Raw genomic sequence first — 24,547 nt, 5'->3', positions numbered from 1 at the left:
ACTACTCGCGGCCGTGTACCCAAGCCCCCTCAAAGTCTCCTGCCGGTGGATGCTGGTTCTTTGTCCCCGACCAGGCTGGAAGGTGTGATGGCGCTTCCCGAGACTGATCTGATGCGTTGTGGTTGGTGGCGGACGTTGCCCGGACTTCGTCGCACCGACGTCGAAGTGGTCGCGCTCAGCGACCTCGACGGGCAGCCGGTCGTCGACGTGAGCTGGATGACCGCCGACGTGGCCACCGTGGCGCTGCGCGGCGATATGGGATAGCTGTGCCGCGCGCCCGTCGCTGGCAGCCTGGTGGCAGCACGAGGTCGGTAGGACCCTGCGCGCTGCGATGGCCGCTGAGTGGGCCGTCGACGTCGACGTCACCGGCAGGTACCGGTCTTACCGCTCCCGCAGCCGATGCGCGCAACGTGTACCCAATGGCCGTCGCTGCCTGAACATGCACCTCGTGGGTATGCCACACTCAAGGGGCACGCTGCCGCAGATCCCTGCAGATGTCTCTCTGACCTGCCAATATAAACAAATGTCAGAGAGGGTGACTTTTGCTTATATCGAGTGATGTGTGGATCGCGGCGCTGATCAGCGCAGGCGTCGCCGTGCGCCAACTCGGCCCGAACCAGGTCGAGCTCACCACGCACCCCGACGAGTCCACCGACGGTCCCATTGTCGGCGAGTCAGGGTCAGCCGATCTGAGGCCGGACCTTTCCGTGAGTCTGCCGTCGGGGGAGACGTGGACAGTGGAAGTCAAGGCATGGGATCGCACCCTGACGCCGAACATCATTCGCAAGGCCGCGCCGAGCCTCCGCTCGCGTCGGGTGCTCGCGATCGCGCCGAGCATCAGCGAGCAGGCGCGCGCGGTGGCGCGCGAGCATGGCTGGTCGGTCATCGCCACAAACCCCAACCGGGCCGACGGGCCGACCGGCGCGCTTGCCCTGCCCGACGGCCGCTGGCTGCTCCTCGGGGAGCCGGACGAACCTGAGCGCTCCCATGCCTCCGAACCGCCGGACCAGCCGCTGGGTTCGGGGGGATTGCATCTGGGAACCCGGCCGGCTGGGACGGGGAAGCGCAAGACCAGCAGAAAGGGACGCCCGGCGTACGGGGTCGGGCAGGTGATCCGCGCCCTGCTCACCGGGCAGCAGTTCACCCAGGCCGAGCTCGCCCAGTCGACCGGCCTCAGCCAGCCGCGGATCTCCCAGACGTTGCGGAAACTAAGATGGGAAGGTCTGGTCCGTCACCGCGGTGTGCAGCCCTATCGGTGGGAGGCGGCCGGCTGGGGTGACCTTCTCGACCACTGGCTGACCACGTACCGCGGTCCGGGCGGCACTCGCACCTACTGGTACGGCCTCGAGCAGGCCGCGCAGACCGCCGACCGGGTTCTCGATCTCCTCGACGCCACCGCCACCGCCGCTAGCGCCGCCGCCGCCGGTTCCAGTCAGCTGATGGCGAACCGGACCGCCCCGGCGCTGTCCGGGCTAGTTGCTGCGGACCGAATCGCGCCGTGGGCACGCGCGAACGTGGCAATTGTCTATACCCCGGTCGGTGCGGACCTCCAGCAGGTCGGCCTGACACCAGCCTCGCCGGAAGAGGCCACCATCCAACTCGTCGTCCCCGCAGACCCAGGCGTGTGGCTCGTGCCCCGAATGTGGCGGGCGCTGGACGGGCGGCGTCTGGCCGACCCTTTCCAGATCCTGTGGGACCTCACCCACCCGATCGGCGCCGCTGTCACTGATGCCGACCAGGCTGCACATCACCTGCGGAAGTACCTGCTTGACGAGGCCCTCGCCCAGCTCGGCCACGGTGACCGGGAGAGCGGTCAGGGTGACCGAGGGAGCGGTGGGCCCCTGTGACGAGGTGGAACATGGTCGAGAACCTGCGCGCGAACCGGTTCGTGAACAAGATGACGAGCATGATCGCGAGCAACACCACGAGCAGCAGCACCGTGAACAGGAGCACCAGCGCGAGCAGCAGCACGCGGTGGGGGATCTGGTGACGTCGCAACCCCCGGCGGACTGCGAGGAAGCAGACGTGATCCATCTCGACCTGCTGTCGACGTCCCGGTCAACCGATGCGGCGTACCTTGCGGCCGCCGACATCGCCTCCGTGACAGCCGAGCTCGACGTGCCGTACCGCCTCGTCGGCGGGAACTGCGTGACGCTGCTCGTCGCGGCGTACCAGGTCACCGGCATCCCGCCCCGAGACACCGCCGACGCCGACCTCGGGGTCGGGTACGAGGTCGTCGCCGACCCGCGATTGCCCGCAGCGCTCGAGGGCCGTGGATATCAGCGCACCCACGGGAACCGATTCGAGCGGCCCCTGCCCGACGAGCGCGGAACGCTGCAGTTGGTGGTCGACGTTCTCGCGCCCGCGTACGACGCAAAGATGCTAACCAACCAGGAGCACGGCGACCTTGTCGTCGACGAAGTGCCGGGTCTGGGGATCGCTCTGGCCCGCGAGCCGGTCGTCGTCGACATTGACGTGCAGTTGACGTCCGGTACGACGGTCACCGCTCAGCTGGCGCTTCCCGACCCCATCTCCGCGTTGTGCATGAAAGCCGCAGCGTGGGCGGGACGGTTCGCGGCCCGGGACGCCGTCGACATCTGGCGGCTCCTGGAGGTCGCTTACGCCGCCGGAGTGAAGGCCGAGAAATGGCCTCTGGGCGGGTCCGGTCTCGACGCATCCCGTGTCCTACACCGCAGCTTCGCCACCCCGGCCCGCAACCCGTACCGTGATGCTCAGGTGCCCAAGAACGTTGCAGCGAGAGTCCGGGCGCTCGTGGCGGAGGTAGTCGCGCGACCCGCACGTTGACGCCCGGTCACCACCGCCTCAACCCGCCCCGCACCGGTCCTGCCCGGCTGCCGAAGCACGGGTTGTTGCGGTCGGCGGCTGGAGGCAGTACAACGACCCACCAGCGGTGGAAGTTGGTGGCCGTAAGGACGGCTTCCGGGAAGGGAGCCGGCACATCATGCGGAGGTGGGAGCCCGCCCGCAGCAGACGGTCCGCGGCCGCCGGGTCCACTCGACCGATCAGGGTCGGTGAGCACGGAGGCAAACGTCTCGTTGTGGTCGGAGACGACCACGTGAGCCACCTCGCAGGTGCGGCGCCCGCGAGACTGGCGTAGGTGGCCGCTTTGCGGAAGCGGTCCGTACAGCCATCGACGCTGCCGTCGATGACCCCGCGGCGTGGGCGACGTGGCGTGGCTGGGAGCGCGAGCCGGTCGTGCGCTCGAAGGGCGTGACCGGCTTCCCCTATAGGGTCGTCTACTTCGTTGACCATGACGGCTGACCATCGTGGCCGTGGCTCACGCCAAGCGTCGACCCGTCTACTGGCGAGATCGAGCCCGCCTTGACGCGCCCCCAGCGTCCTCATTGGTCCGCAAATAGTCCGCAAGAAGTCCGGCCGAGACCGATTCTCGCCAACGACGTCCAACGGTCCCGCGAGCACGTTTCCGCAGGTCAGACCGCGTTTCCCAGTCTCAACCAACGGTGACCTTCAACACCCGACACCAGGGGTTGTCGTTCCGCTTCAACGTGTAGGTCGAACATCACCGCAGGTCCCGGGCAGCTCCGCTGGTCTGGTCCGCAGGGAGTGCTACGTCGTGGCCTTGAGGAAGCGGAACGTCAGGCCGACGGCGATGAGAGCCAGGACGATGAGAACGGCCATGACCGGATGCCGCCGTACCCAGTGACTCAGGGCGTCGTGCTCCGTGGACGTCTTGCTGCGACTCATGGGCCCAGACACTAGAGGCCACTCGCTCGCTGGTCAGGTCTCTGTGTCGGGAAGGCGTCACGCCTTGTCGAACAGGGCCGGGATGGGTGGGTGGGGCCGGAACAGGTGTGGGACCTCGCGCAGCAACGCGTGGGTGTCACGGTCGTGGACGGTGGCCGCCCAGTGCTGGGTGACGGGGGCATCGGGTGGCACGCGGAGGCGACACGACCACGACGTGCTCGTCGACGAGGTGTACGTCGGTCACGGCCACCTGGGCGACGCGAACCTCTGCGAGGTGGCGCGACGGTTCGCGTCCTGACGGGGGTGGCGGTTGGCGGCCGCTCGCGGCAGGCCAGCCTGTTTCGTCTCGTGCCCGCTCACCGGTCCCGGCGCAGCACCAGCACGGTGGCGTCGTCGTCCTGCTTCGGGTCCCGACACTCCTCGATCAGGCGGGTGCACAGCTGCGTGGCACCGAGCTGGCCACCGGACAGCGCGACCAGCCGCGCCAGGCCGCGGTCGACGTCCTCGTCACGGCGCTCGATCAGTCCGTCGGAGTACACCACCAGCATGCCCCCGGGCTCCACCAGCGTCATCGTCTCCTCGATCGCGTCGCCCGGGACGACCCCCAGGGGGGCGGACTGGCGGGTCGGCACCAGCCGGGCCTCGCCGGTGGGGGAGACCAGGCAGGCCGGCGGGTGCCCCGCGGAGGCGATGGACGCCAGACCTGTCTCCGGGTCGAGCAGCACGACCGTCGCGGTGGCGAGCACCTCCGGGAGCAGCTCGTCGGCCAGTCGCCCGAGCCGCTCCAGGACGCTGCCCGGGCTTCCCTGCTCCACGGCGTAGGCGCGCAGGGCGTTGCGCAGCTGCCCCATGCTGCCTGCTGCGGCGACGCCGTGCCCGGCCACGTCGCCGAGCGCGCACAGGACCTGGCCGGACGCCAGCACCAGGACGTCGTACCAGTCGCCGCCCACGTCGTCCCCGACCGACGGTCGGTAGTCGACCGCGAGGCTCCAGCCGGGCACCGGGGGCAGCTGCGCCGGCAGGAGGCTCCGCTGCAGGGTCGTGGCGGTCGACGCCAGCCGCCGGGAGCGGGCGTACAGGGCGTCGATCAGGTCGTGCCTGAGCTCGGCGGCCAGGGAGACGTCGACCGGCGCCCAGGGCTCGCTGCGACCGCGCACCTTCTCCTGCCAGACCTCGAAGGACTTGCGGGGGCTGAGCCGGACCTCGTCACCCTCGTTCCGGGCGATGGCCACGTTGGCCGGGTCGCCGCCCCACGAGACGGTCTGCACCAGCTCGGGCCGGAACCAGACGACGTACTGCATCTCCGAGGGTCGCATCACCAGCGCACCACACGCGACGGCCCGGTGCGCGGCCAGGTCCGGGAGGACCTCCGGAACCCGGTCCAGCGCGAGGACCTCGTGGCCACCCTCGGCGGCGAGGTCGACCAGGGCCCGGGTCGCGGACCGTGGCGGGGTGAGCCCGACCGTGGACTCCAGGCCGTCCACGAGGAGCGCACAACCCGTCGCCCTGGTGAGGTCCAGCAGGTCGTGAGGACGTCGGGTCAGGCATGTGAGCGCCGGCCGGCTCTCGTCGAGCGCTGCCGACATCAGGGACGCGAGGATCGTGTGAGCGCGGAAGGTCCGACGCTCCTCCTCCTGCTCGGCCGCCTGGGCCAGCCGGAGGGACAGCGTCTGGCCGAGGAGCTCGGCCGCAGCGCGGACCTCGAGGGGAGGACGGTGCGGACCCGAGTAGTGGTGGCAGGCGATGAGCCCCCACAGCCGGCCCCGATCGAGCAGGGAGACCGACATGGAGGCGGTCACGCCCATGTTGCGCAGGTACTCGACATGGATGGGGGAGACGCTGCGCAGGGTGGAGTCGCTGAGGTCGACCGGCTCACCGTCGACGGGGCTGATCGGCGGCACCAGCGGCACCGGTTCGTAGTCGACGTCCGCGATCAGCCGGAGCCAGTGCGTGCGGTAGAGCTCCCGGGCCTGAGCGGGGATGTCCGAGGCGGGGTACCTCAGCCCGAGGAAGCTGTTGAGCCCCTCGGCCCGGTCCTCGGCGACCACGTCACCGTTCCAGTCGTCGTCGAAGCGGTAGACCATCACCCGGTCGAACCCGGTGAGCCGACGCATCTCCTCGACCGCGACCCCGTAGAGCTCCTTGAGCCCTACGGCACGGTTGATGCGTGCCACTGCTGCCCGGGTGACCCGGTAGGACCGGTGCAGGGCGATGGGTCCGGGTGCAGGCTCGATCTCCACCAGGAGCAGGCCGTTCGAATGGTGGAACTCGGCGTCGACCGGGATGGCGTCCCCGTCCACCACCAGGGTCGTGAGCACGGGGTAGCGCTCGGACAGGTCCTCCGGTGGCGTGGACCGGATCAGGTCCTCGCGCACCAGGTCCCCGCGGATGACGTGGTCGATGCGGCGGCCGAGGACCTCCTCGGGCTCGCGCCCCACCAGGGACCTGCAGTTCGCCGACACGACGCGTACGACGAAGTCCGGTTGGGACAGGCCGAGCAGGACCCCGTGCGGCTGGATGGCGCCGGGGATGTGGATCGGCTCTCGATCGCAGCTGGACAGGTCCACGTCCGGGATGTCGGGCATGAGCACTCCTCATGCACGCCTGGCTGGCGTGCCGTCCCCCCGAGCATGGGTCGGGGCACGGCCCGGCGTACCGGGCCGGAGGTCCCGAGATTCCGCCTCCGGCGGCCGGTGCGGGGTCGGCGTGACCGGCTGCTACGGCAGCCGCGGGTCCAGGATCGTGATCCCGACGGGCGACGCGGTGTCGAGTGCCGGCAGCCTGGCCGCGGCCTCCTCCAGCCCGATGGTCCGCTCGAGGAGCCGCTGCGGCTGCAGGGAGCCCCGCTCGACGAGCTCGAGCAGCTGCGGGTAGTCGGTGCTCGCCATGCCGTGGCTCCCGAGCAGGTCGAGCTCCCAGCCGATCACCCGGTCCATGGGCACCGCGGGGTGGCCCTCGACGCCCGGCAGCAGGCCGACCTGGACGTGCCGTCCGCGCCGGCGCAGGCTCAGGACGGCGTCGGCACTGGTGGCCGGCGAGCCGACCGCGTCGAGCGCGACGTGGCTGCCGCCCCCCGTCAGGTCGTGGACCCGGGCGGGTACGTCGGACCCGTCGGCCAGCACGACGTGGTCGGCGCCGAGGCTCCTGGCCGCCTCGAGGGCCGCCGGAGTGCGGTCGACGGCGACCACCCGGGCGCCCGCGGCCACCGCGATCATCACGGCGCTCAGCCCGACCCCGCCGGCGCCGACCACGGTGACCCACTCGTCCGCGACGACGCGGGCCCGGGCCGTGAGGGCGCGGTAGGCGGTCGCGAACCGGCAACCGAGGCTGGCGGCCGCCGCGTCGCTGACCTGGTCGGGCACGGCGACGAGGTTGGTGTCGGCGGCGTGCAGCACGACCAGCTCGGCCCAGGAGCCCCAGTGCGTGAACCCCGGCTGGGTCTGGTCCGGGCAGACCTGGGCGTCGCCGCTGCGGCACCACGCGCACACGCCGCACCCGCACACGAACGGCACGGTGACGCGGTCGCCCACCGACCAGCGGCGCACGCCCTCGCCGACGGCGGCGACGGTGCCGGCGAGCTCGTGGCCGGGCACGTGGGGGAGGGGTACGTCGGGGTCGTGGCCGGCCCACCCGTGCCAGTCGCTGCGGCACAGCCCGGTGGCGTGGACGCGCACGACCACGCCACCGGCGGGAGGGACGGGGTCCGGCACGTCATGCACCGAGACGGCACCGCGGAACTGGTCGAAGACGACGGCACGCATGGCGGTCATGCTCGCACCCCGGTCGGGGAGACCGGCGCGAGCGACCCACGGACGCAGGCGCGCCGGTCGGCTCCCCCACGGTCGACCGACGCGCCGGCGGACATCAGACAGGGGGAGGGGGTCGGCTGTCACGCGGGTTGCAGGGTCCTGCAAGCCGCCGGGTCAGTCCTCCTGCGACAGCCACAGCTGCAGCCGGGCGCCGGCCGCGAACCGGGAGCGCACACCGAGCTTGGCGAGCAGGGCAGCGACGTCGGCGCGGACCGTGCGGACGCTCACCGCCAGGGTCTCCGCGATGGCCTCGTCGCCCACGCCGTTCATCATCAGGGCCACCACCTGCCGCTGCCGGGGCGTGAGCTCGCCGAGCGTGCCCACCCCCTCGATGGCGGGGAACGACGAGTCGAGGGAGGCGTGCCAGTAGCGCCAGGCGGCGTCGAGGCACGGCCCCGAGCTGACCGCCATCACGCTGGACTCACCGTCGACGACCGGCCCCTGGAGCAGCACGTAGCGACGGTCCACGATCTTCATCTGCACCGGAGCGACGCTGAACCGGTAGTCCCCGAGCGCCTCGTTGGCCAGCAGCAGGCGGGCGTCGAGCTCGAGCCCGTCGGCGTCGAAGATGCTGGTCATCCGGAGGCCGCCCTCCACCCTGGCCCGGTTGTTGGGCAGGCTGAGGCGCAGCTGGGTGGCCGTGGCCGCAGGACGCACCGAGAGCAGCTCGCGCCAGCCGCCGGAGGCATCGATCATCCAGCGGTTGACGTCCTCGGGGTTGCTCCCGACGAGCGAGACGCCGGGGACCGGTCCACGGCTCACCAGGGCGGCGGTCTCGCTGCGACGCACCTGGAGCATCGCCGCGGAGTCGAGGACCGATTGCCGGGCGGCTTCCGGGATGCGGTTGCGGGGGCCGAGGCCGACACCGATCCGCGGACCCGAGGCCCTGCTCCCCACGTGTGACACCTTCTCCCCGCGACATCAGAAGGGGGCCAGTGTCCGTCGGTCCCGGGCCGGCTGCAACTCCGACGCGCGGCAGCCTCCACGGGACCGACCCGTTGTGGTCGCCGGCGGCGTGGACGACCATCGAGGGATGAAGCGGACGATCTACGAGGCAGCAGGCGGGTACGACGCGCTGCTCCGGCTGGCGCACGCCTGGCACGAGCGCTGCCTGGCCGACCCGGTCGCGAGCCACCCGTTCGGGCACCCGGGCCAGCACCCGCAGCACCTCGAGCGGCTGGCGGCGTACTGGGCGGAGGCGCTCGGCGGGCCGCGCGACTACACCGCCACGATGGGCGACGAGAGCCACGTGCTGCGGCTGCACGCGGGCAACGGTGAGCACCGCGAGCTGGACGAGCTCGCGATCGGCTGCTTCGAGGCCGCGCTCGTCGACGCGGGGCTGGCCGACGACGAGCGGCTCAGGACGGCGCTGGCGGACTACTTCCGCTGGGGGACGGCGCGGATGGCGGCCTACCCGGACTCCCCGGACGACGTGCCGGCGGGGGAGACGCTGCCGCACTGGTCCTGGGACGGTCCGGTCGTCTGACCGCGTAGCGCGGGGAGGGCCCCGACCTGGGTCACCAGCCCGAGCTCGTCGACCACGACCGTGATGTCGCTGATCCGGCCGTCGGTGAACGTGAGCACGTCCATGCCGCGGACGGCCACCGCGCGGCCCGTGGCGGGGACCTCGCCGAGCGGGGTGGCCAGCCGGCCGCGGTGGAGCCCGTGGAGCACGAAGGCGAAGACGACCTTGTCACCCTGCTCGACGTGCTCGACGATCTCGTGCCGCATGTCGGCGAGGCCGCGTTGGAGGGCCTGGGCCCGCGCGACCAGGTCGGTGACGCGCACGGGTGTGCCGTTCACGCGCACCGGGTCGGCGTACCACCGGGCGAAGCCGGCGTGCATCGACTCCTCGCTGGCCGGCTCGGCCCACAGCCGCAGCAGTGCGGGCAGGTTCACGTTCACGAGAGCACCACCAGGTCGAGGAGGAGTACGGACACCGAGGCCAGCCCGATCGCCAGCGCGAGGCTGCCGGTCAGCCGGACCGCGACCGCCACGGCCGCGGCGACGAGGAGGACCAGCACCGACGTGCCGGCGTCGGAGCTTGACGTCATGCCCGTCAGCTCGACCGCCACGAGGGCGGCCATGACAGCGGGAGCGAGGTGGGTCAGCGCGTCCCTGACCCGCTGCGGGAGGCGCCCGGCCGGGACGAGGGCGATGAAGAGGATGCGGAAGACCCAGCACACCGCGCCGAGCACGACCATCGCGAGCATCGGTGTGCTCATGACCGGCTCCGACCACTGGCGAGCGTCGCGGCCACGACGCCGGCGGCGGTCCCGACCAGGATGCCCGCCTCGGGCAGCGCCCGGGCCGCCGCGATCGCGGTCAGGGCCGACACCGCAGCGCCGACGACCGCGGGCGTGCCCACCAGCCGCGGGACGAGCATGGCGATGAAGAGCGCGGTTCCGACCAGGGCCAGGTGCGGGAGCGGGGGCAACGCCGGGGCCACGAGCAGGCCGACGGCGACCGAGCCGGTCCACACGACCAGCAACGAGCCGCCCAGCCAGCCCCAGTACCGCCGGAACTCGGCGGGGGTCAGGCCCGGACGGCCGGTCGCCGACAGGTAGGTCTGGTCCTGGATGAACGCCGGGGCGAGCATCCGGAACCACCGTGGCTGGCCGCGAAAGCTGGGCTCGAGCGCGGCTCCGTAGAGCAGGATGCGGGCGTTCACGACGGCCCCGGACAGGACGGCGGCGAGGAGGCCCGCGCCGAGGTGCAGGACGGTGATCGTGGTCAGCTGGGCGCTGCCCCCGAACACCCACGCCGCACCGAACAGGGCCGCCGGCGAGCCGGTGCCGGTGCTGATGACGGTGATGCCCAGCATCAGGCCGAAGGGGACGACCCCCGGCGAGAGGGCTGCGATGTCGCGGACGGCGGCCGTCCGCAGCTGCGCGGCCCGCGACGGGGGCCGCGCGCGGTCGCGGCCGGCGACCCGGGTCAGTGAGGTGGTGGTCATGTCACCACCGTGGCCGGGCGGCTCGGGGAGTCCTTGGTGGTGGCCTGACGAGATCGTGAAGAGGCCGTGGAGAAGCGGATCGCCGCGTGTCACGATGGCCGGGTGTCCCTGCTGCTGGGTGGCGAGTTCGAGCTCGACACGACCCTGTTCGAGCTGCGCCGCCACGGGCACGCCGTACCCCTCGAGCCGCAGGCCTTCGACGTGCTGGTCCACCTCGTCGCGCACCGGGACCGGGTGGTGCCGAAGGAGGAGCTGATGGACACGGTCTGGGGCGGCCGGTTCGTCAGCGAGACGGCGGTGACCAGCCGCATCAAGCAGGTACGCCGGGCCCTGGGTGACGACGGTCAGGCCCAGCGCTTCGTGCGGACCCTGCACGGGCGCGGCTACCGCTTCGTCGCCGAGGTCACCGAGCCGACGGCAGAGTCCTCGACGAGCCCACCCCCTCCGGGATCGGCGGAGCCCCGGAAGGCGCGTCCGCCGGTGCACCACACGGTCAGCGACGGGCTGCACATCGCCTACCAGGTGACCGGCGGCGGTGACATCGACATCGTGCTGATCCCCGGCTTCATCTCCCACCTCGAGCTGGACTGGGACGATCCGCGGCACGCCCACTTCCTCGACAGCCTCGGCGAGATGGGCCGGCTGATCCGCTTCGACAAGCGCGGCACGGGCATGTCCGACCGGCCGGCCGGGGTGCCGGACCTCGAGACCCGCATGCACGACGTGCTGGCGGTGATGGACGCGGTGGGCTCCGAGCGGGCCGTGGTGATCGGCTACTCCGAGGGTGGCCCGATGGCCGTCCTGTTCTCGGCGATGCACCCGCAGCGGGTCTCCTCGCTGGTGCTCTACGCCAGCTACGCCCGACGGGCCTGGGCGCCGGACTACCCGTGGGGCCGGACCCCGGAGGAGCGCGAGCGGTACGTCGAGCGGCTGGTCACCGGGTGGGACTGGGAGACGGACATGCTCATGCGGGCACCGTCGGCCGACCGCGCGATGCAGGAGTGGTGGGGCCGGCGGATGCGGGCGGCAGCGACACCGGGCACGGTGCGCGCCCTGATCAACATGAACGACCTCGTCGACGTGCGCGAGGTGCTGCCCACCGTGCGGGTGCCCACCCTGGTCCTGCACCGCAGGGACGACGCGCTGGTCTCCTCCGAGGAGTCGGAGTACATCGCCCAGCGGATCCCCGGCGCCGCGGTCGAGGTCCTGGAGGGGGCCGACCACTTCGTGTCCGGCGACCCGCAGCAGCTGATCGACGCGATCGGCCCGTTCGTGGCCTCGCAGCGGGCCGGCGCCCACCACCGGGTGCTGGCCGCCGTCGCGGTCCCGCACGGCCCCGACGCAGCCCTGGTCCTCGAGGCCTTGGTGCGCGCCGGAGGGCGGTGCCGCACCGGACCGGGCGGCGAGGACGTCGTGCTTTTCGACGGTCCGGCCACGGCCGTCCGCGCGGCGAAGGCCGGTCTGGTCGACGGCGTCCGCGCCGCCGTCGGGGTGTCCGTCGCCGAGGTCTCGGCCGGGGGGATGGCGGCCACCGGGCCTGGGGTGGACCTGGCGGTCGAGGTCGCCCGGACGGCACCCACCGGCCGGGTGGTGGCCAGTGCCACCGTGGGGCTGCTGCTGCCGGGCTCGGGCATCGTGCTCGAGCCGCTGCCCGACGCGTCGACCTTCCTGGTGACCTCGGCCTGACCCCGGCCTGACCCCGGCCCGACCTCGGGCCGCCCGCTGCGGCGTCGGAGCGGTCAGGAGGCGAGGTCGGTGTCGGCCGTCCGCCGTCGCTCCGCCTCGCGCGCGGCCGCCCGCCGGCCGAGCCGTCGGGCGAGCGGGTCAGCCGCACGCGGCGCGAGCGGGCCGACCACGGCCATGATCAGGACGTACGCCGCGACGGTGGGCGCGAACGACGGCGCGACCGAGCTCCCGACCAGCCCGGCGATGATGATCGAGAACTCGCCGCGCGGGATCAGTGCCGCGCCGGCCCGCACCCGCCCGGAGGGACCGATGCCCGCACGCTTCGCGGCGAACCAGCCGGTGGCCACCTTGGTGGCGGTGCCCAGGACCGCCAGCACGATCGCGGGCACCAGTGCGGAGCCCAGCTCACCGGGGTCGGTGGAGAGGCCGAAGAACACGAAGAAGACCGCGGCGAAGATGTCGCGCAGCGGGCCCAGCAGCTCGACGATCCGCTCCGCGATCCGGCCCGACAGGGCTATGCCCAGCAGGAACGCGCCGATCGCCGCGGACACGTGCACCGCCTCGGCCGCGCCCGCGACCAGCAGAGCCAGCCCGAGGACCTTGAGCAGCAGCACCTCGTTGGACCGCGACATCACGACGCGGTTGACCAGCGCGCCGTGCCGCAGCGCGAGGGTCAGCACGACGGCGAGCGTGACCAGGGCGATCGTCACCGAGGTGACCATCGTGCCGACGGTCGACGCCGCGACGATCGAGGTCAGTACCGGCAGGTAGACGGCCATCGCGAGGTCCTCGATCACCAGGATGCCCAGGATCGTCGGGGTCTCGCGGTTGCCGAGCCGGCCGAGGTCGGTGAGGACCTTGGAGATGATCCCCGAGGAGCTGATCGCGGTGACGCCGAACATCGCGAACGCCGCCGTCGGCCCCCAGCCCAGGACCAGCGCCACCGCCAGGCCGGGCAGGCCGTTGAGCAGGAGGTCGAGCACCCCCACCGGCGCCTGCTGGCGCAGGCTGACGACGAGCTCGTCGGCGGTGTACTCCAGGCCGAGCATCAGGAGCAGCAGGACGACGCCGATCTCCGCGCCCGTGGTGAAGAACGCCGACGGCGCCTCGAGGGGGAGGATGCCACCGACGCCGAACGCCAGGCCGGCCAGCAGGTAGAGGGGGATCGGTGACATCCCGATCCGGCCGGCGAGCCGACCCACCACGCCCAGGCCGAACAGGACGGCGCCGAGCTCCAGCAGCAGGCGGGCTGTGTGGTCCAAACCGCGCCTCAGCCGGCGGTCAGCAGGGCCTCGACCGCGCTGACCCCGTCCTCGGTCCCGACGACGATGACCCGGTCACCGGCCCGGAAGACGAACGACGGGGTCGGCGACGGGGTGACGTCGTCGCCGCGGACCACGGCCACGACCGACGCCCCGGTCCGGGTCCGGATGGCGGCGTCGCCGAGGGTGCGGCCGTCGTACGGCGACTCGTCGCGGATCGGCAGCCCCGCGGTGGCCAGTCCCTCGACCTGCTCGCGCAGCCGAGCCAGCCGCTCCACGACCTTGGGGGCGCCCAGGAACTCGGCCAGCACCTGGCTCTCGTCGGGGGACAGCTCGATCTCGGCCGCCACCGAGTCGGGGTCGTGCGCGTCGTAGAGCGCCAGGTGACGTGCCCCGGTGCGCAACGACACGACGCCCACCCGACGGCCCTGCTCGGTCACGAAGTCGTGCCGCAGGCCGATCCCCGGCAGGCGCGTCTCCTCGACATCCACGGTTGCCTCTCCAGCCGCGCGGCGGTCGCCCGGCGTCGCGTGCAGGCTATCGGCGGCCCGGGACGCAACGGGTGTGCGGGTCGAGGGACCCGTCAGTCGGGGAGGTCGACGGCGACGCAGGTGTCGTAGACGTACTTCTTGAAGGCCTCGAAGTCGTCCCGGTCGCCTCCGTCCAGCTTCTCCTCCGACCCCGGCTGGGTGGGGCTGAGGAACTCGCCGTCGTCGGCGTGGTCGAGCACGACCTCGAGGCCGTTGCGCTCATCGTCGGAGGCGTCGTCGGGCGTCCCACGTCCGCCAGCCCGTCGTACTGCTTCTCCGCGTCGTCGGGGAAGCGCTGCAGGTTCCCGACAGCGGTGCAGAAGTCGTCGACCGAGGCGTCTTGCGTGCGGTGGGCGACATGCGGGGGCCCTACCCGTGGCGCGGTGCGGCGAAACGGCGGCGCGGCCGCCTGGCCGCGCGACCGGCAACGGGGTGCTGCCGTCAGGAGGCGATGTCGCTGTCGGGGGCGCCACCGTTGCGGGCGGCCTGGCGGGCGCGGTTCTCGGCGCGACGGTCGACGAACTTCGTGGCCTGTGCGTCCAGCGCCTCGAGGAACGACGCCAGCTCCTCACGGGCCTGCTCGCCCTCGGGGCCCAGCCCGGTCCGGTCGAAGAACTGCCAGTGCCGCAGCACCGGCATGATCACGTCGTCGTGGTGCAGGCGCAGGTCGTAGATGCCGGCCTTCGCGATGATCATCGAGCTGCGCCGGAAGCCCGCCATCGTGGCGCCGGGCATCTCGAAGCCGATGACCTCGTCGGCGATCGCCCGCATGGTCGCGTCGGGCGCGATCTCCAGGGCCGCGGCGACGATGTTGCGGTAGAAGACCATGTGGAGGTTCTCGTCCTTCGAGATCCTGGCGAGCAACCTGTCGGCGACCGGGTCGCCGGTCACCTTGCCGGTGTTGCGGTGCGAGACCCGGGTGGCCAGCTCCTGGAAGGACACGTAGGCCACCGCCTCCAGCGCGGTCTTGTCGCCGGAGTCGTAGCCGGAGGTCATGTAGTCCATCCGGGCCCGCTCGAGCTCGACGGGGTCCACCCCGCGGGTGACGACGAGGTAGTCGCGCATGGCGATGCCGTGCCGGTTCTCCTCCGCCGTCCAGCGCCCGACCCAGGTGCCCCACGCGCCGTCGCGGCCGAAGCGGGTCGCGATCTCGCGGTGGTAGGACGGCAGGTTGTCCTCGGTGAGCAGGTTGGTGAACATCGCGGCCTTGGCCGTCTCGGAGAGCTGGGACTGCTCGGGCGACCAGTCCTCACCGCCGAGGAACGCGAAGTCCCTGCCCTGGCTCCACGGGACGTAGTCGTGGGGGTGCCACTCCTGCGCCATCGACAGGTGCCGGTCGAGGTTCTCGGCCACGACCGGCTCCAGCTCTTCCAGCAGGTTGTGCGGTGCACTCGTCATGGGGGCTCCCTCGGTGTGGGCTCTTCGAGGAGCGTACGCCGAGCCGGCGACGAGGGGCTGCGACGAGGGGCTGCGACGCGGGGCTGCGACGCGGGGCCGGTCAGGCCGACCAGCACACCGCGTGCCGGAGCAGGTCGGCCATCCCGCTGACGCCCTCGAGGTCGGCGCGCCGACCGAGCAGCTCGTCGAGCTCCCGCTGGAGTCGGGCGACGTGGTCGTCCCGGTGCGTGCTCTCCAGGGTCTCCGCGGTCATGACGCCGGCACCATCGTGAGCCCGGCGACGTCACCCTGCAGCAGGCTGCCGTCCGGGAGGATCGTGCCGACCATCTGCAGCGTGTCGGCCTGCGGCCCGCTGCCCAGCGGCGTGGAGCTGAGGACGGCACCGGTGCGGGGCGAGATCCTGGCGAGCCGGTAGGTCGGCCCCGGATCGGTCCGGGTGACCGTGTAGAGCACGCCGGCCCGCGCCTCACCCCGGGCGAGGCGGGGGACCGCGGCCGAGCGGGTGCGGTTCCGCCAGACCGTGTGGCAGCCCTTGGGACCCACGTGCACCTTCTGCAGGCCGCCCACGAAGTCCGCGGTGGCCGGATCTGCCGGACCGGCGCCGTCCGGCGTGGCGGGGTAGGGATAGCCGTAGGTGCTGGCCACGTAGACGCTGCGGCGCCATCCGACCGGGGAGTTCTCCGTCCCGCTGTTGCGGCGTCCGAAGATCGGCAGCGAGCACACGCGGTCGCCGCTGCCGGACCGGTAGACGAGCAGGTGCTCGCGGGGCCGGGCGTTGTCGGTGACCGCGACGTACTCGAAGCCCGTCCGTGGCCCGAAGAACGTGGGGCTCGCCCCGCTGCCGTGGCTCAGCTGCCCGGGCTTGCGGGCCCGGCCGCGGTCGTAGGGACGGCGCCAGTCGAGACGGATCGCACCCTCGGTGTCCGCGCGCACCCGGTAGGTCGCGTGGTCGGTCACGACCGAGACCCCGTTCGGCGCCGTGGAGATGGAGTTCGCGACGATCTCGTGACGGCCGAGGAGACGGATCCGCACGCGGCCGGTCCCGGGGTCGGCGTAGCCCACGCGCCCGGCGGCGGTCGCGAACCACACCCGACCGTCGAAGCCGGGCGCGACCGTGCTGACGGCGTCGCAGCCCGGGCTCCCGCACGCCCGCGTGAACGCCGGGCCCAGCGGGACGCGGTCCTGCACGTCGAGGTGCCACCCGGTCGCGTCCTGGTGGTGGGCGATGAAGAGCAGGTCGCCGGAGCCGTCGGCCGTCACCATCCGCCCGCGGCGGTCGACGTAGGCGTACACGCCGCCCAGCAGGCTGCCCTTCTGCAGCGCCAGGTGCGCCAGCGGCAGTCCGGTCGCGGAGTCGAGCAGGTAGAGGGTCGGTGCCCGGTCCGCGTACCCGGTGCACAACGCCTGGGGCATCGCGTCGGCCCCAGCGAGGATCGTGGGGCAGACGGCGCCGAGCGGGACGTCGACGGGTGTCGAGGGGCCCGCGCCGGGGCCGGCGTACGGCGTGGTGTCGGACGAGTAGCTGTCGCCGTGCATCGAGGCGGTGCCGTCCGGGCCGGCGTACCGGTTGTGGGGCGGGACGCCGCGGCCGTCGCCCGCGGGAGAACCGGTCGCGACGCCGACACCGACGCTCATCAGCGTGAGCGCGGTCGACAGGGCCAGCCAGCCGGACCGACGGCGGAAGGAGAGACGCATGCAAAGACTATAAGATCACTCAACTTTGGTGGGAAGCGGAGGTGATGCGGGCCACCCGGCCGGCAGGGCGAGCGCCTCGATCGCGCCGACGACGTCGTCCGCGTGCTCGAGGTCGCGGACCGCGGTGAGGAGGTCGCCGCCCACCGACGGGCCGAGCAGCGCATCGAGCTTCGCGACCGCCTCGGCCTCCGAGAGTGGGAAGTGCGCGCTGTCACCGATCGGGTTGGGCTGGGCCAGCGCGAGGCTCTCACCGTCGACGAACGTCACCGTCACCTCGGTGATCCTGCGGTCGGGCAGGTGGGCGTCGAGCTCGCGCCTGATCTCGACCTCGACGCGCGAGGACAGTGCCTGCGCCCGCTCGAACGCCGCGGTCCCCGGCTCCATCGTCGCCGGGCTGACCTCGGCGCCGGTGGCGGCGAGGGCCACCACGAACGGCAGGGAGAACATGCCCGCGAGGCGGGAGGTGGGGTCCCTGCGCAGCAGCGGCTCGGCCAGCGAGTGCGTCGCCACGTGCACGTGCGCGACCTCGCCGGCCGACCAGGCCCGCTGGGTGCGCAGCGATTGCACGATGTCGACCGCGGCGTGGGTGTAGGAGCAGGCGGCGTGCCGCTTCAGGTAGCCCTCGGCGCACAGCCAGCGCCGCCCCAGCCCGCGCACGAGGACGCCGGGGTCGAGCTCGCCGAGCATCGCGAGCGAGGTGGCGGCGCCGCCCCGGTTGACGGCCAGGCCGGCAAGGGCGAGGCGTGCCGCGTTGAGCCCCGCGAGGTTGGCCTGCCCCATCCAGAGGTTCCGGGTGAAGTCACCCGCGAGCACCGTCTCCCAGGGCGTGACCGTCATCAGCCCGGTGGACGCGTCGATGGCGGCCGCCACCTGGGCGGGCGTCGCGCCGAGGACCATGGCCGCCGCGCACGCAGCGCCGGTCGCACCCCAGCTGCCGTGCGGGTGCCACCGGGAGTCCCGGCGCAGCGCCTGACCGAAGCGGGCGGCGACCTCGTAGCCCGCGGCCACGGCGGTCAGGAGCTCGCGACCGCTCACCGCCCGGCCCGAGAGCTGGGCCGCCGCCACGGCCGCGAAGACCACGTGGGCGGCCGGGTGGCCCGCGGCGTACTTGTTGCCCTCGTCGAGCTCCTGCGAGCAGGCGGCCACGGCGGCGAGCATCGCGGCCGTCTCGGCGGTGGTGCGCACGCCCGTGCCGAGCAGGGGACGAGGTCCCGGCTCCGGTCGCCAGGTGGTCACGAGTCGCCGCAGCTCCGGCGTCGCCATGCCGGCCGCGGTCACCCCCAGCAGGTCGGTGAGCACCAGGGGCAGTCGCTCGCGCACCGGCGGCGGCAGGTCGTCGTACGACAGTGCGCCTAGGGCGCGCCCGAGCTTCGTCACGGCATTCCGAGTGTGTTCCGATGAGCGAAACGATATGGGCAGGACCACGTCCAGCAAGGTAGGCAGTCCGGCGGTGCTGGTCAACCCGGCTTTTCGCCTGATCATTGTGTTCCGCAGGGTGTTTCCCGGTCACCCCTTCAATTGTGGCCGCCCGTCGCGTTACAGTGAGGTCACGGATTGATGTTTCTCCAAGCGGAACGGACGGTGCAGTGGCTCAGGACTCTCCACCCCTGGACGGCCTCCGGGTGCTCGACGTCTCCACGATCCTGGCCGGCCCCCTGTGCTGCCAGATCCTCGGCGACTACGGCGCCGACGTCGTGAAGATCGAGCACCCCAGGCACGGCGACAACATGCGCGGCCACGGCCGCAGCAAGGACGGTGTGCCGCTGTGGTGGAAGGAGATCAGCCGCAACAAGCGCGCCGTCGCCCTCGACCTCAAGGCGGAGAGCGGCGCCGAGGTCTTCCGCAGGCTGGCGGCCACCGCCGACGTCGTCGTCGAGAACTTCCGCCCCGGGACGCTGGAGCGGTGGGGCATCGGCCCCGACGTGCTGCTGGCCGAGAACCCCGGGCTCGTGCTCGTCCGCCTCACCGGCTTCGGCCAGACGGGCCCCTACTCCGCGCGCGCCGGCTTCGGCACCCTCGCCGAGGCGATGAGCGGGTTCGCCGCCTCGACCGGTGAGCCCGACGGTCCGCCGACGCTCCCGGCCTTCGGGCTCGCCGACAGCATCTGCGGCATCGCCGCCTCGTCCGCGGTGCTGATGGCCCTGCGGCACCGCGACCGGACCGGCCGCGGCCAGGTCGTGGACCTGAGCATCCTCGAGCCGATCATGACCGCGGTCGGGCCCGGCCCCACGATCTACCAGCAGCTCGGGGAGGTGCCCCAGCGGCACGGCAACCGCTCGGTCAACAACGCGCCGCGCAACACCTACGAGACCGCCGACGGGAAGTGGGTGGCGATCTCGACCAGCGCGCAGCGGATCGCCGAGCGGGTGCTCGAGCTGGTCGGCCACCCCGAGGTCATCGACGAGCCTTGGTTCCGGACCGGCGCCGGCCGCGCCGAGCACGTCGACCTGCTGGACACCTACGTCGGGGACTGGATCCGCAAGCGCGACCGGGAGGCCGTGCTGACGGCCTTCACCGAGGCCGGCGCGGCGATCGCCGCCGTCTACGACGCCCGCGACATCGTCGAGGACCCCCACATCCGGGAGACCGGGATGCTCGTCGAGGTCGACGACCCGGACCTGGGCCCGCTGCTGCAGCACAACGTGATGTGGCGGATGAGCGAGAGCCCCGGACGCATCCGCTTCACCGGTCGGGCCCTCGGGTCCGACACCGACCAGGTGCTCGAGGAGCTCGGCTACGACGCCGAGGAGATCGCCAAGCTCAAGGAAGACGAGGTCGTCCGATGACAGACTCGATGCTCGCGGCCGTGCAGTCCGGCCTGGACGTGGTCGACCTCGGTCGCCAGCTCCGGGTGGGCATGCCGCAGTCCCCGAACCACCCGCAGTTCTGGCACACCCTGCCGCGCCGGCACGGCGACATGGTCCGCGAGGACGGCAGCAGCGCCGCGAACGACATGATCACCACCGGCACCCACGTCGGCACCCACATCGACGCCCTGGCCCACGTGTCCTTCCAGGGACGGATGTACGGCGGCATCGACGCGGCGGACGCGGGCGTCGGCGGCAAGTACGACCAGCTGGGCGTGCACACGATCACCCCGATGCTGCGCCGCGGGGTCCTGCTCGACGTGGCCGGCCACCTCGGCGTCGACTGCTGCGAGGGCGGCTACGAGATCACCGTCGACGACCTCGAGGGCACCGCCAAGCGCCAGGACGTGAGCGTCGGCGAGGGTGACGTCGTGCTGATCCGCAGCGGCTGGGGGTCCAGGTTCGTCGAGGGCGCGCCGTACGTCGGCGGCGCCAGCGGCGTGCCCGGCATCGGCGAGGCCGGCGCCGAGTGGCTCGCGGAGCGCGCGGTGCACGCGGCCGGCGCCGACACGATCGCCTTCGAGCGGCTGGCCCCCGGTGGCGGCCACGCCCTGCTGCCGGCGCACCGGGTGCTGCTGGTCGAGCACGGGATCTACATCATCGAGGCGCTCGACCTGGAGGGCCTCGCGGAGGCCGGCTGGTCCGAGTTCACCTTCGTGCTGGTGCCGCTGAACATCTACGGCGCCACCGGCTCGCCGGTCCGCCCCCTCGCGGTGAGGTCCGCATGAGCGCCGAGCAGACCCTGGCCCAGGCCATCGGCCGCTTCGCCGCCACCACGTCGTACGACGACCTCCCGCAGGACGTCGTCGACAGCGTCCGCAAGCGGGTCCTCGACACCCTCGGCATCGCGGTGGCCGCGGCGCCCCTGGAGACCAGCCGGTCCGCGCGGGCCTGGGCGCGGTCGCAGGGCGGTGCGCCCACCGCCTCGGCGGTCGGCGTCGAGGAGCGGCTGCCGGCGAGCCTCGCGGCGTTCGTCAACGGGGTGCTGGCCCACTCGCTCGACTACGACGACACCCACCTGCCCTCGGTGCTGCACCCCAGCGCCACCGTCGTGCCGGCGGCGCTGGCCGCGGCCGAGCGCAGCGGCGCGGACGGCCGCGAGCTGGTGCGCGCGATCGCGCTGGGGCTCGAGACGTGCGTCCGGCTCGGGATGGCCGGCTACGACGAGGACGCGAAGAACTCCACGTTCTTCGAGCACGGCCAGCACGCGACCTCCATCTGCGGGGCCATGGGCGGCGCGGTCGCCGCGACCGTGCTCGCCGGCGGTGACGAGGAGGCAGTCGTGCACGCGCTCGGCGTCGCCGCGTCCATGGCGTCCGGGATCATCGAGGCGAACCGCACCGGCGGTACCGTCAAGCGCATCCACTGCGGCTGGGCCGCCCACGCAGCGGTCTCGGCCGCGGAGCTGGTGTCCTTCGGGCTCACCGGTCCGCCCACGGTGCTGGAGGGGCGCTTCGGCTTCTTCCAGGCCTGGCTGCACGGCCGGTTCGACCCAGACGCCGTGACCGACGGCCTCGGCACGAAGTGGTCGGTGCCCGACATCTTCTTCAAGCCCTACCCGGCCAACCACTTCACCCACGCCGCCGTGGACGCGGCCGCGCGGCTCCGCGAGGCCGGGGTCACGCCCGACCGCGTCGAGCGGCTCACGCTCGGCGTGCCCGCCCCGAACCTGCGGACCATCGGCGAGCCGATCGAGGTCAAGCGCACTCCCACCACCGGCTACATGGCGCAGTTCAGCGGGCCGTACGCCGTCGCCGTCGGCCTGCTGGGCGGCTCCGGCCTCGGCGCCGGGGTGGACGACTACACCGACGAGCTCGCGCAGGACCCCCAGCGCCGTGCCGTGATGGCCAAGGTCGACGTGGTCGCCGACGACCGCTGCACCGAGATCTTCCCGCGGCAGTTCCCGGCGGTGCTGACCGCGCGCCTCGACGACGGCCGCGAGATCGTGGAGGAGGTCCTCACCACCCGGGGCGGACCCGAGCGGCCGCTGTCCTTCGACGAGCTCGCCGCGAAGTTCCACGCCAACGCGGCGCGCACCCTGTCGGCCGAGCAGGCCGACGCGCTGGCGCGCGCGTGCGCGGAGCTCGAGAGCTGCGCCGACCTCGGGGCCGTGCTCGCGCCGCTGACCACCGTCGACACCGACCGACCCGCCGAACCGACCGACCAACCGCAGACGTCCACCGCCGGTGCGACGACGACCGAAGGGTGAAACACCATGGCTGACTACGACCTCGTGATCCAGAACGCCCGGGTGGTCCGACCCGGCCGGGACGCCCCGGAGCGGCTCGACGTCGCCGTCAAGGACGGCACCTTCGCGGCCTTCGAGGAGTCGATCGACGCATCCCGGGCAACCACGGTCGTCGACGCGGCCGGCAAGCACCTCTTCCCGGGCGTCGTCGACGTCCACCAGCACTGGGGCATCTACAACGAGCTCGGCGAGGACGCCGAGTCCGAGAGCAAGGCGTCCGCCCAGGGCGGCGTCACCTCGGGCATCACCTACATGCGCACCGGCGCCTACTACATGAACCGCACCGGCCCCTACCGCGAGGTGTTCCCCGACGTGCTCGCCGCCACCGAGGGACGGGCGTTCGTCGACTACGCCTTCCACGTGGCGCCGATCCTCGCCGAGCACATCGACGAGATCCCGATGATGATCGAGGAGTACGGCGTGCCGTCCTTCAAGATCTTCATGTTCTACGGCAGCCACGGCCTGCACGGGCGCTCCGCCGACCAGGGCTCGTTCCTGATGATCCCCGAGGACCAGTCCTACGACCTCGCGCACTTCGAGTTCATCATGCGCGGCATCCAGAAGGCCCGCGAGGACGAGCGGTTCGCCGCCGACCGCGACCACATCTCGCTGTCGCTGCACTGCGAGACCGCCGAGATCATGCGGGCCTACACCAAGCTGGTCGAGCAGGAGGGCAAGCTGACCGGCCTGGAGGCCTACAGCGCCTCGCGGCCGCCGCACTCGGAGGGGCTGGCGATCACGATCGCCTCCTACCTCGCGCACGAGACCGACCTGCCCAACATCAACCTGCTGCACCTGTCCTCGCGCAAGGCGATCGAGGCCGCGATGATGATGCAGCAGACCTTCCCCCACATCGACTTCCGTCGTGAGGTGACCGTCGGCCACCTGGTCGCCAACTACAACACCGCCAACCTCGGCGGGAAGGTGAACCCGCCGCTGCGCTCCCCGGAGGACGTCGACGCGCTGTGGGAGCACGTGCTCGCCGGCAACTTCTCGTGGGTGACCTCCGACCACGCCTGCTGCCGTGAGGAGACCAAGTTCGGCGAGCCGCGCGACGACGTCTTCCTCGCCAAGTCCGGCTTCGGCGGCACGGAGTACCTCCTGTCCGGCATGGTGACCGAGGGCCGCAAGCGGGGGCTGTCGTACAACCGGATCGCCGAGCTCGTCTCGCTCAACCCGGCCCGCCGGTTCGGCCTCGACCGCAAGGGCGACCTCGCGGTCGGCCTCGACGCCGACTTCTGCCTGCTCGACGACGACGTCGAGTACGCCGTGCACGCCGGCGACTCGCTCTCCACTCAGGAGTACACGCCGTTCGAGGGCTTCGAGCTGACCGCCCAGGTCACCGACACCTTCCTGCGCGGCGAGGCCGTGCTGGAGGACGGCAAGGTCGTGGGCGAGCCCCGCGGGCAGTTCGTGCGGCGCTCGGGCAAGCGGTGACCTACTGACGCGTCTGACGCGGCAACCCCTGACGGAGAAGGCCCTCCCGGAGCTGCACCGGGAGGGCCTTCTCGCGCGCCGGTCAGGACCGCCGGCGCTGCAGCGTCTCCCGGGCCTCGCGCACCACCGCCGCGTCGATCAGCCGCCCGGCCGCGTCGGTCGTGACGCCCCCGCCGGCGGCGTCGAAGCGCGCGAGCACGTCCTGCGCCGCGTCCACCTGCTCGGTGGAGGGCCGGAGTGCGTCGTGGATGACCGGCACCTGCGCGGGGTGGATCGCCGTGCGCGAGCGGAAGCCGAGGTCCAGCAGCGCACGGGTGCTCCCCGCGAAGGCGGCCAGGTCCCGGAAGTCGGTCGAGGTGGGCGCGACGGGCGGCTCGAGGCCGGCGGCCGCGCAGTGCACGACGACCTGGGTCCGCAGCTGCGCCACGGCGGTGTCGGTGTGGGGGGAGCGGGTCACCCGCAGGTCGCCGAGCAGGTCGACCTCGCCGATGCCGAACGTCGTGAGCCGGGGGTGGGCGGCCATCTCGCCGAGGGCGACCAGGCCCGCCGCGCTCTCGACCAGGCCGACCACGCGCACCGACCCCGGCGGCAGCCCGCGGTCGGCCTCGAGGCCGGAGACGACGCCGTCGAGCTCGGCGAGCGCCGCGGGGGTGCAGGTGGCGAGCAGGACCCCGTCCAGACCGGGATGGACCACGGCCTCCAGGTCGGTGCGGATGTTGTGGGCGTCGACGCGGACCCATTGCTCGGCACGACCCCGGGCGGCAGGGTCGTCGGTGAGCCACTGTCCGACGTCGGCCCGCGCCCGCTCCTTCTCGTGGAGGGGCACGGCGTCCTCGAGGTCCAGGACGACGGCGTCGGCGGGTCCCGCGGTGGCCTTGGCGAAGAGCGGCGGCCGGTTGCCGGGGACGTAGAGGAAGGAGCGGGGGAGCACGG

26 protein-coding genes are annotated in these 24,547 nt (G+C 72.6%); 10 read left to right on the top strand and 16 right to left on the bottom strand.

Annotation, left to right across the window (positions count from 1 at the left end; translation table 11 throughout):
- The first annotated feature begins 87 nt into the window (after window positions 1-87).
- The 4 genes from ACZ43H_RS14315 to ACZ43H_RS14300 all read left to right on the top strand — a co-directional run bounded on the left by ACZ43H_RS14315 (window position 88) and on the right by ACZ43H_RS14300 (window position 2,805).
- Window positions 88-264, top strand: a complete 177-nt coding sequence (locus ACZ43H_RS14315) for a hypothetical protein (protein WP_464583846.1) — start codon at window positions 88-90, stop codon at window positions 262-264.
- A gap of 296 nt (window positions 265-560) precedes the next feature.
- Window positions 561-1,847: a helix-turn-helix domain-containing protein gene (locus ACZ43H_RS14310; RefSeq protein WP_464583844.1), complete on the top strand. Its 1,287-nt coding sequence runs from the start codon at window positions 561-563 to the stop codon at window positions 1,845-1,847.
- A gap of 11 nt (window positions 1,848-1,858) precedes the next feature.
- Complete coding sequence (locus tag ACZ43H_RS14305) at window positions 1,859-1,990, top strand: hypothetical protein (RefSeq protein WP_464583842.1); 132 nt, start codon at window positions 1,859-1,861, stop codon at window positions 1,988-1,990.
- A 35-nt stretch (window positions 1,991-2,025) separates the two neighbouring features.
- The gene (locus ACZ43H_RS14300) at window positions 2,026-2,805 is read left to right on the top strand and encodes a hypothetical protein (RefSeq protein ID WP_464583840.1); all 780 of its coding nucleotides are present in this window, start codon (window positions 2,026-2,028) and stop codon (window positions 2,803-2,805) included.
- Window positions 2,806-3,588: 783 nt separating this feature from the next.
- Here the strand turns inward: ACZ43H_RS14300 and ACZ43H_RS14295 are convergent.
- The 5 genes from ACZ43H_RS14295 to ACZ43H_RS14275 form a co-directional block, all read right to left on the bottom strand.
- Complete coding sequence (locus ACZ43H_RS14295; protein ID WP_464583838.1) at window positions 3,589-3,726, bottom strand: hypothetical protein; 138 nt, start codon at window positions 3,724-3,726, stop codon at window positions 3,589-3,591.
- A 57-nt stretch (window positions 3,727-3,783) separates the two neighbouring features.
- Window positions 3,784-3,918: a hypothetical protein gene (locus ACZ43H_RS14290; RefSeq protein ID WP_464583836.1), complete on the bottom strand. Its 135-nt coding sequence runs from the start codon at window positions 3,916-3,918 to the stop codon at window positions 3,784-3,786.
- 164 nt (window positions 3,919-4,082) lie between these two features.
- The gene (locus ACZ43H_RS14285) at window positions 4,083-6,311 is read right to left on the bottom strand and encodes a SpoIIE family protein phosphatase (protein ID WP_464583834.1); all 2,229 of its coding nucleotides are present in this window, start codon (window positions 6,309-6,311) and stop codon (window positions 4,083-4,085) included.
- Between the two features lie 132 nt (window positions 6,312-6,443).
- Entirely contained in the window at window positions 6,444-7,496 is a 1,053-nt protein-coding gene (locus tag ACZ43H_RS14280) for a zinc-binding dehydrogenase (protein ID WP_464583832.1), read from the bottom strand.
- A 153-nt stretch (window positions 7,497-7,649) separates the two neighbouring features.
- Entirely contained in the window at window positions 7,650-8,432 is a 783-nt protein-coding gene (locus ACZ43H_RS14275) for a helix-turn-helix transcriptional regulator (RefSeq protein WP_464583830.1), read from the bottom strand.
- A 136-nt stretch (window positions 8,433-8,568) separates the two neighbouring features.
- Between ACZ43H_RS14275 and ACZ43H_RS14270 the strand changes: the two genes are divergently transcribed.
- Window positions 8,569-9,021, top strand: coding sequence for a group II truncated hemoglobin (locus ACZ43H_RS14270; protein WP_464583828.1), 453 nt, complete (start codon window positions 8,569-8,571; stop codon window positions 9,019-9,021).
- On the opposite strand, the gene ACZ43H_RS14265 is transcribed toward ACZ43H_RS14270, so the two are convergent.
- From ACZ43H_RS14265 to ACZ43H_RS14255, 3 genes are read right to left on the bottom strand one after another with little or no spacing between them, the layout of a single operon-like run.
- On the bottom strand, window positions 8,946-9,434 hold the full coding sequence (locus tag ACZ43H_RS14265; protein WP_464583826.1) for an ester cyclase: 489 nt from the start codon (window positions 9,432-9,434) through the stop codon (window positions 8,946-8,948). The genes ACZ43H_RS14270 and ACZ43H_RS14265 overlap by 76 nt on opposite strands.
- Before the next feature lie 2 nt (window positions 9,435-9,436).
- Entirely contained in the window at window positions 9,437-9,760 is a 324-nt protein-coding gene (locus ACZ43H_RS14260) for an AzlD domain-containing protein (protein WP_464583824.1), read from the bottom strand.
- Window positions 9,757-10,491: an AzlC family ABC transporter permease gene (locus ACZ43H_RS14255; protein ID WP_464583822.1), complete on the bottom strand. Its 735-nt coding sequence runs from the start codon at window positions 10,489-10,491 to the stop codon at window positions 9,757-9,759. Before ACZ43H_RS14255 ends, ACZ43H_RS14260 begins: the two co-directional genes overlap by 4 nt.
- Window positions 10,492-10,593: 102 nt before the next feature.
- Here ACZ43H_RS14255 and ACZ43H_RS14250 point away from each other — a divergent pair, with 102 nt between their 5' ends.
- Window positions 10,594-12,177, top strand: a complete 1,584-nt coding sequence (locus ACZ43H_RS14250) for an alpha/beta hydrolase (protein ID WP_464583820.1) — start codon at window positions 10,594-10,596, stop codon at window positions 12,175-12,177.
- A gap of 53 nt (window positions 12,178-12,230) precedes the next feature.
- Here ACZ43H_RS14250 and ACZ43H_RS14245 read toward each other — a convergent pair whose 3' ends face one another.
- From ACZ43H_RS14245 to ACZ43H_RS14215, 7 genes are all read right to left on the bottom strand, one after another.
- Window positions 12,231-13,439, bottom strand: coding sequence for a cation:proton antiporter (locus ACZ43H_RS14245; RefSeq protein WP_464583818.1), 1,209 nt, complete (start codon window positions 13,437-13,439; stop codon window positions 12,231-12,233).
- An 8-nt stretch (window positions 13,440-13,447) separates the two neighbouring features.
- Window positions 13,448-13,930 (bottom strand): cation:proton antiporter regulatory subunit, encoded by a 483-nt coding sequence (locus ACZ43H_RS14240; RefSeq protein WP_464583816.1) that lies wholly within the window; start codon window positions 13,928-13,930, stop codon window positions 13,448-13,450.
- A 92-nt stretch (window positions 13,931-14,022) separates the two neighbouring features.
- Window positions 14,023-14,169 carry a hypothetical protein gene (locus ACZ43H_RS14235; RefSeq protein ID WP_464583814.1) on the bottom strand — a complete coding sequence of 49 codons (147 nt, stop codon included), beginning with the start codon at window positions 14,167-14,169 and terminating at the stop codon, window positions 14,023-14,025.
- Between the two features lie 241 nt (window positions 14,170-14,410).
- Window positions 14,411-15,367, bottom strand: a complete 957-nt coding sequence (locus tag ACZ43H_RS14230; RefSeq protein ID WP_464583812.1) for an acyl-ACP desaturase — start codon at window positions 15,365-15,367, stop codon at window positions 14,411-14,413.
- A gap of 100 nt (window positions 15,368-15,467) precedes the next feature.
- Window positions 15,468-15,620 carry a hypothetical protein gene (locus tag ACZ43H_RS14225; protein WP_464583810.1) on the bottom strand — a complete coding sequence of 51 codons (153 nt, stop codon included), beginning with the start codon at window positions 15,618-15,620 and terminating at the stop codon, window positions 15,468-15,470.
- Window positions 15,617-17,062: a hypothetical protein gene (locus ACZ43H_RS14220; protein ID WP_464583808.1), complete on the bottom strand. Its 1,446-nt coding sequence runs from the start codon at window positions 17,060-17,062 to the stop codon at window positions 15,617-15,619. The genes ACZ43H_RS14225 and ACZ43H_RS14220 overlap by 4 nt, the downstream gene beginning before the upstream one ends.
- A gap of 15 nt (window positions 17,063-17,077) precedes the next feature.
- Entirely contained in the window at window positions 17,078-18,439 is a 1,362-nt protein-coding gene (locus ACZ43H_RS14215; protein WP_464583806.1) for an MmgE/PrpD family protein, read from the bottom strand.
- Between the two features lie 209 nt (window positions 18,440-18,648).
- Between ACZ43H_RS14215 and ACZ43H_RS14210 the strand changes: the two genes are divergently transcribed.
- From ACZ43H_RS14210 to ACZ43H_RS14195, 4 genes are read left to right on the top strand one after another with little or no spacing between them, the layout of a single operon-like run.
- Entirely contained in the window at window positions 18,649-19,848 is a 1,200-nt protein-coding gene (locus ACZ43H_RS14210) for a CaiB/BaiF CoA transferase family protein (protein ID WP_464583804.1), read from the top strand.
- Window positions 19,845-20,657, top strand: coding sequence for a cyclase family protein (locus tag ACZ43H_RS14205; protein ID WP_464583802.1), 813 nt, complete (start codon window positions 19,845-19,847; stop codon window positions 20,655-20,657). Before ACZ43H_RS14210 ends, ACZ43H_RS14205 begins: the two co-directional genes overlap by 4 nt.
- A complete protein-coding gene (locus tag ACZ43H_RS14200; RefSeq protein WP_464583800.1) occupies window positions 20,654-22,138 on the top strand; it encodes an MmgE/PrpD family protein in 1,485 nt (494 codons plus the stop codon). Before ACZ43H_RS14205 ends, ACZ43H_RS14200 begins: the two co-directional genes overlap by 4 nt.
- A gap of 6 nt (window positions 22,139-22,144) precedes the next feature.
- Complete coding sequence (locus tag ACZ43H_RS14195; RefSeq protein WP_464583798.1) at window positions 22,145-23,614, top strand: dihydroorotase; 1,470 nt, start codon at window positions 22,145-22,147, stop codon at window positions 23,612-23,614.
- An 82-nt stretch (window positions 23,615-23,696) separates the two neighbouring features.
- On the opposite strand, the gene ACZ43H_RS14190 is transcribed toward ACZ43H_RS14195, so the two are convergent.
- Window positions 23,697-24,545 (bottom strand): HpcH/HpaI aldolase/citrate lyase family protein, encoded by an 849-nt coding sequence (locus tag ACZ43H_RS14190; RefSeq protein WP_464583796.1) that lies wholly within the window; start codon window positions 24,543-24,545, stop codon window positions 23,697-23,699.
- Window positions 24,546-24,547: the final 2 nt, after the last annotated feature.

The sequence above is a fragment of the Nocardioides sp. DN36 genome (assembly GCF_055380375.1).
This window is presented reverse-complemented; position numbering and strand designations above follow the sequence as displayed.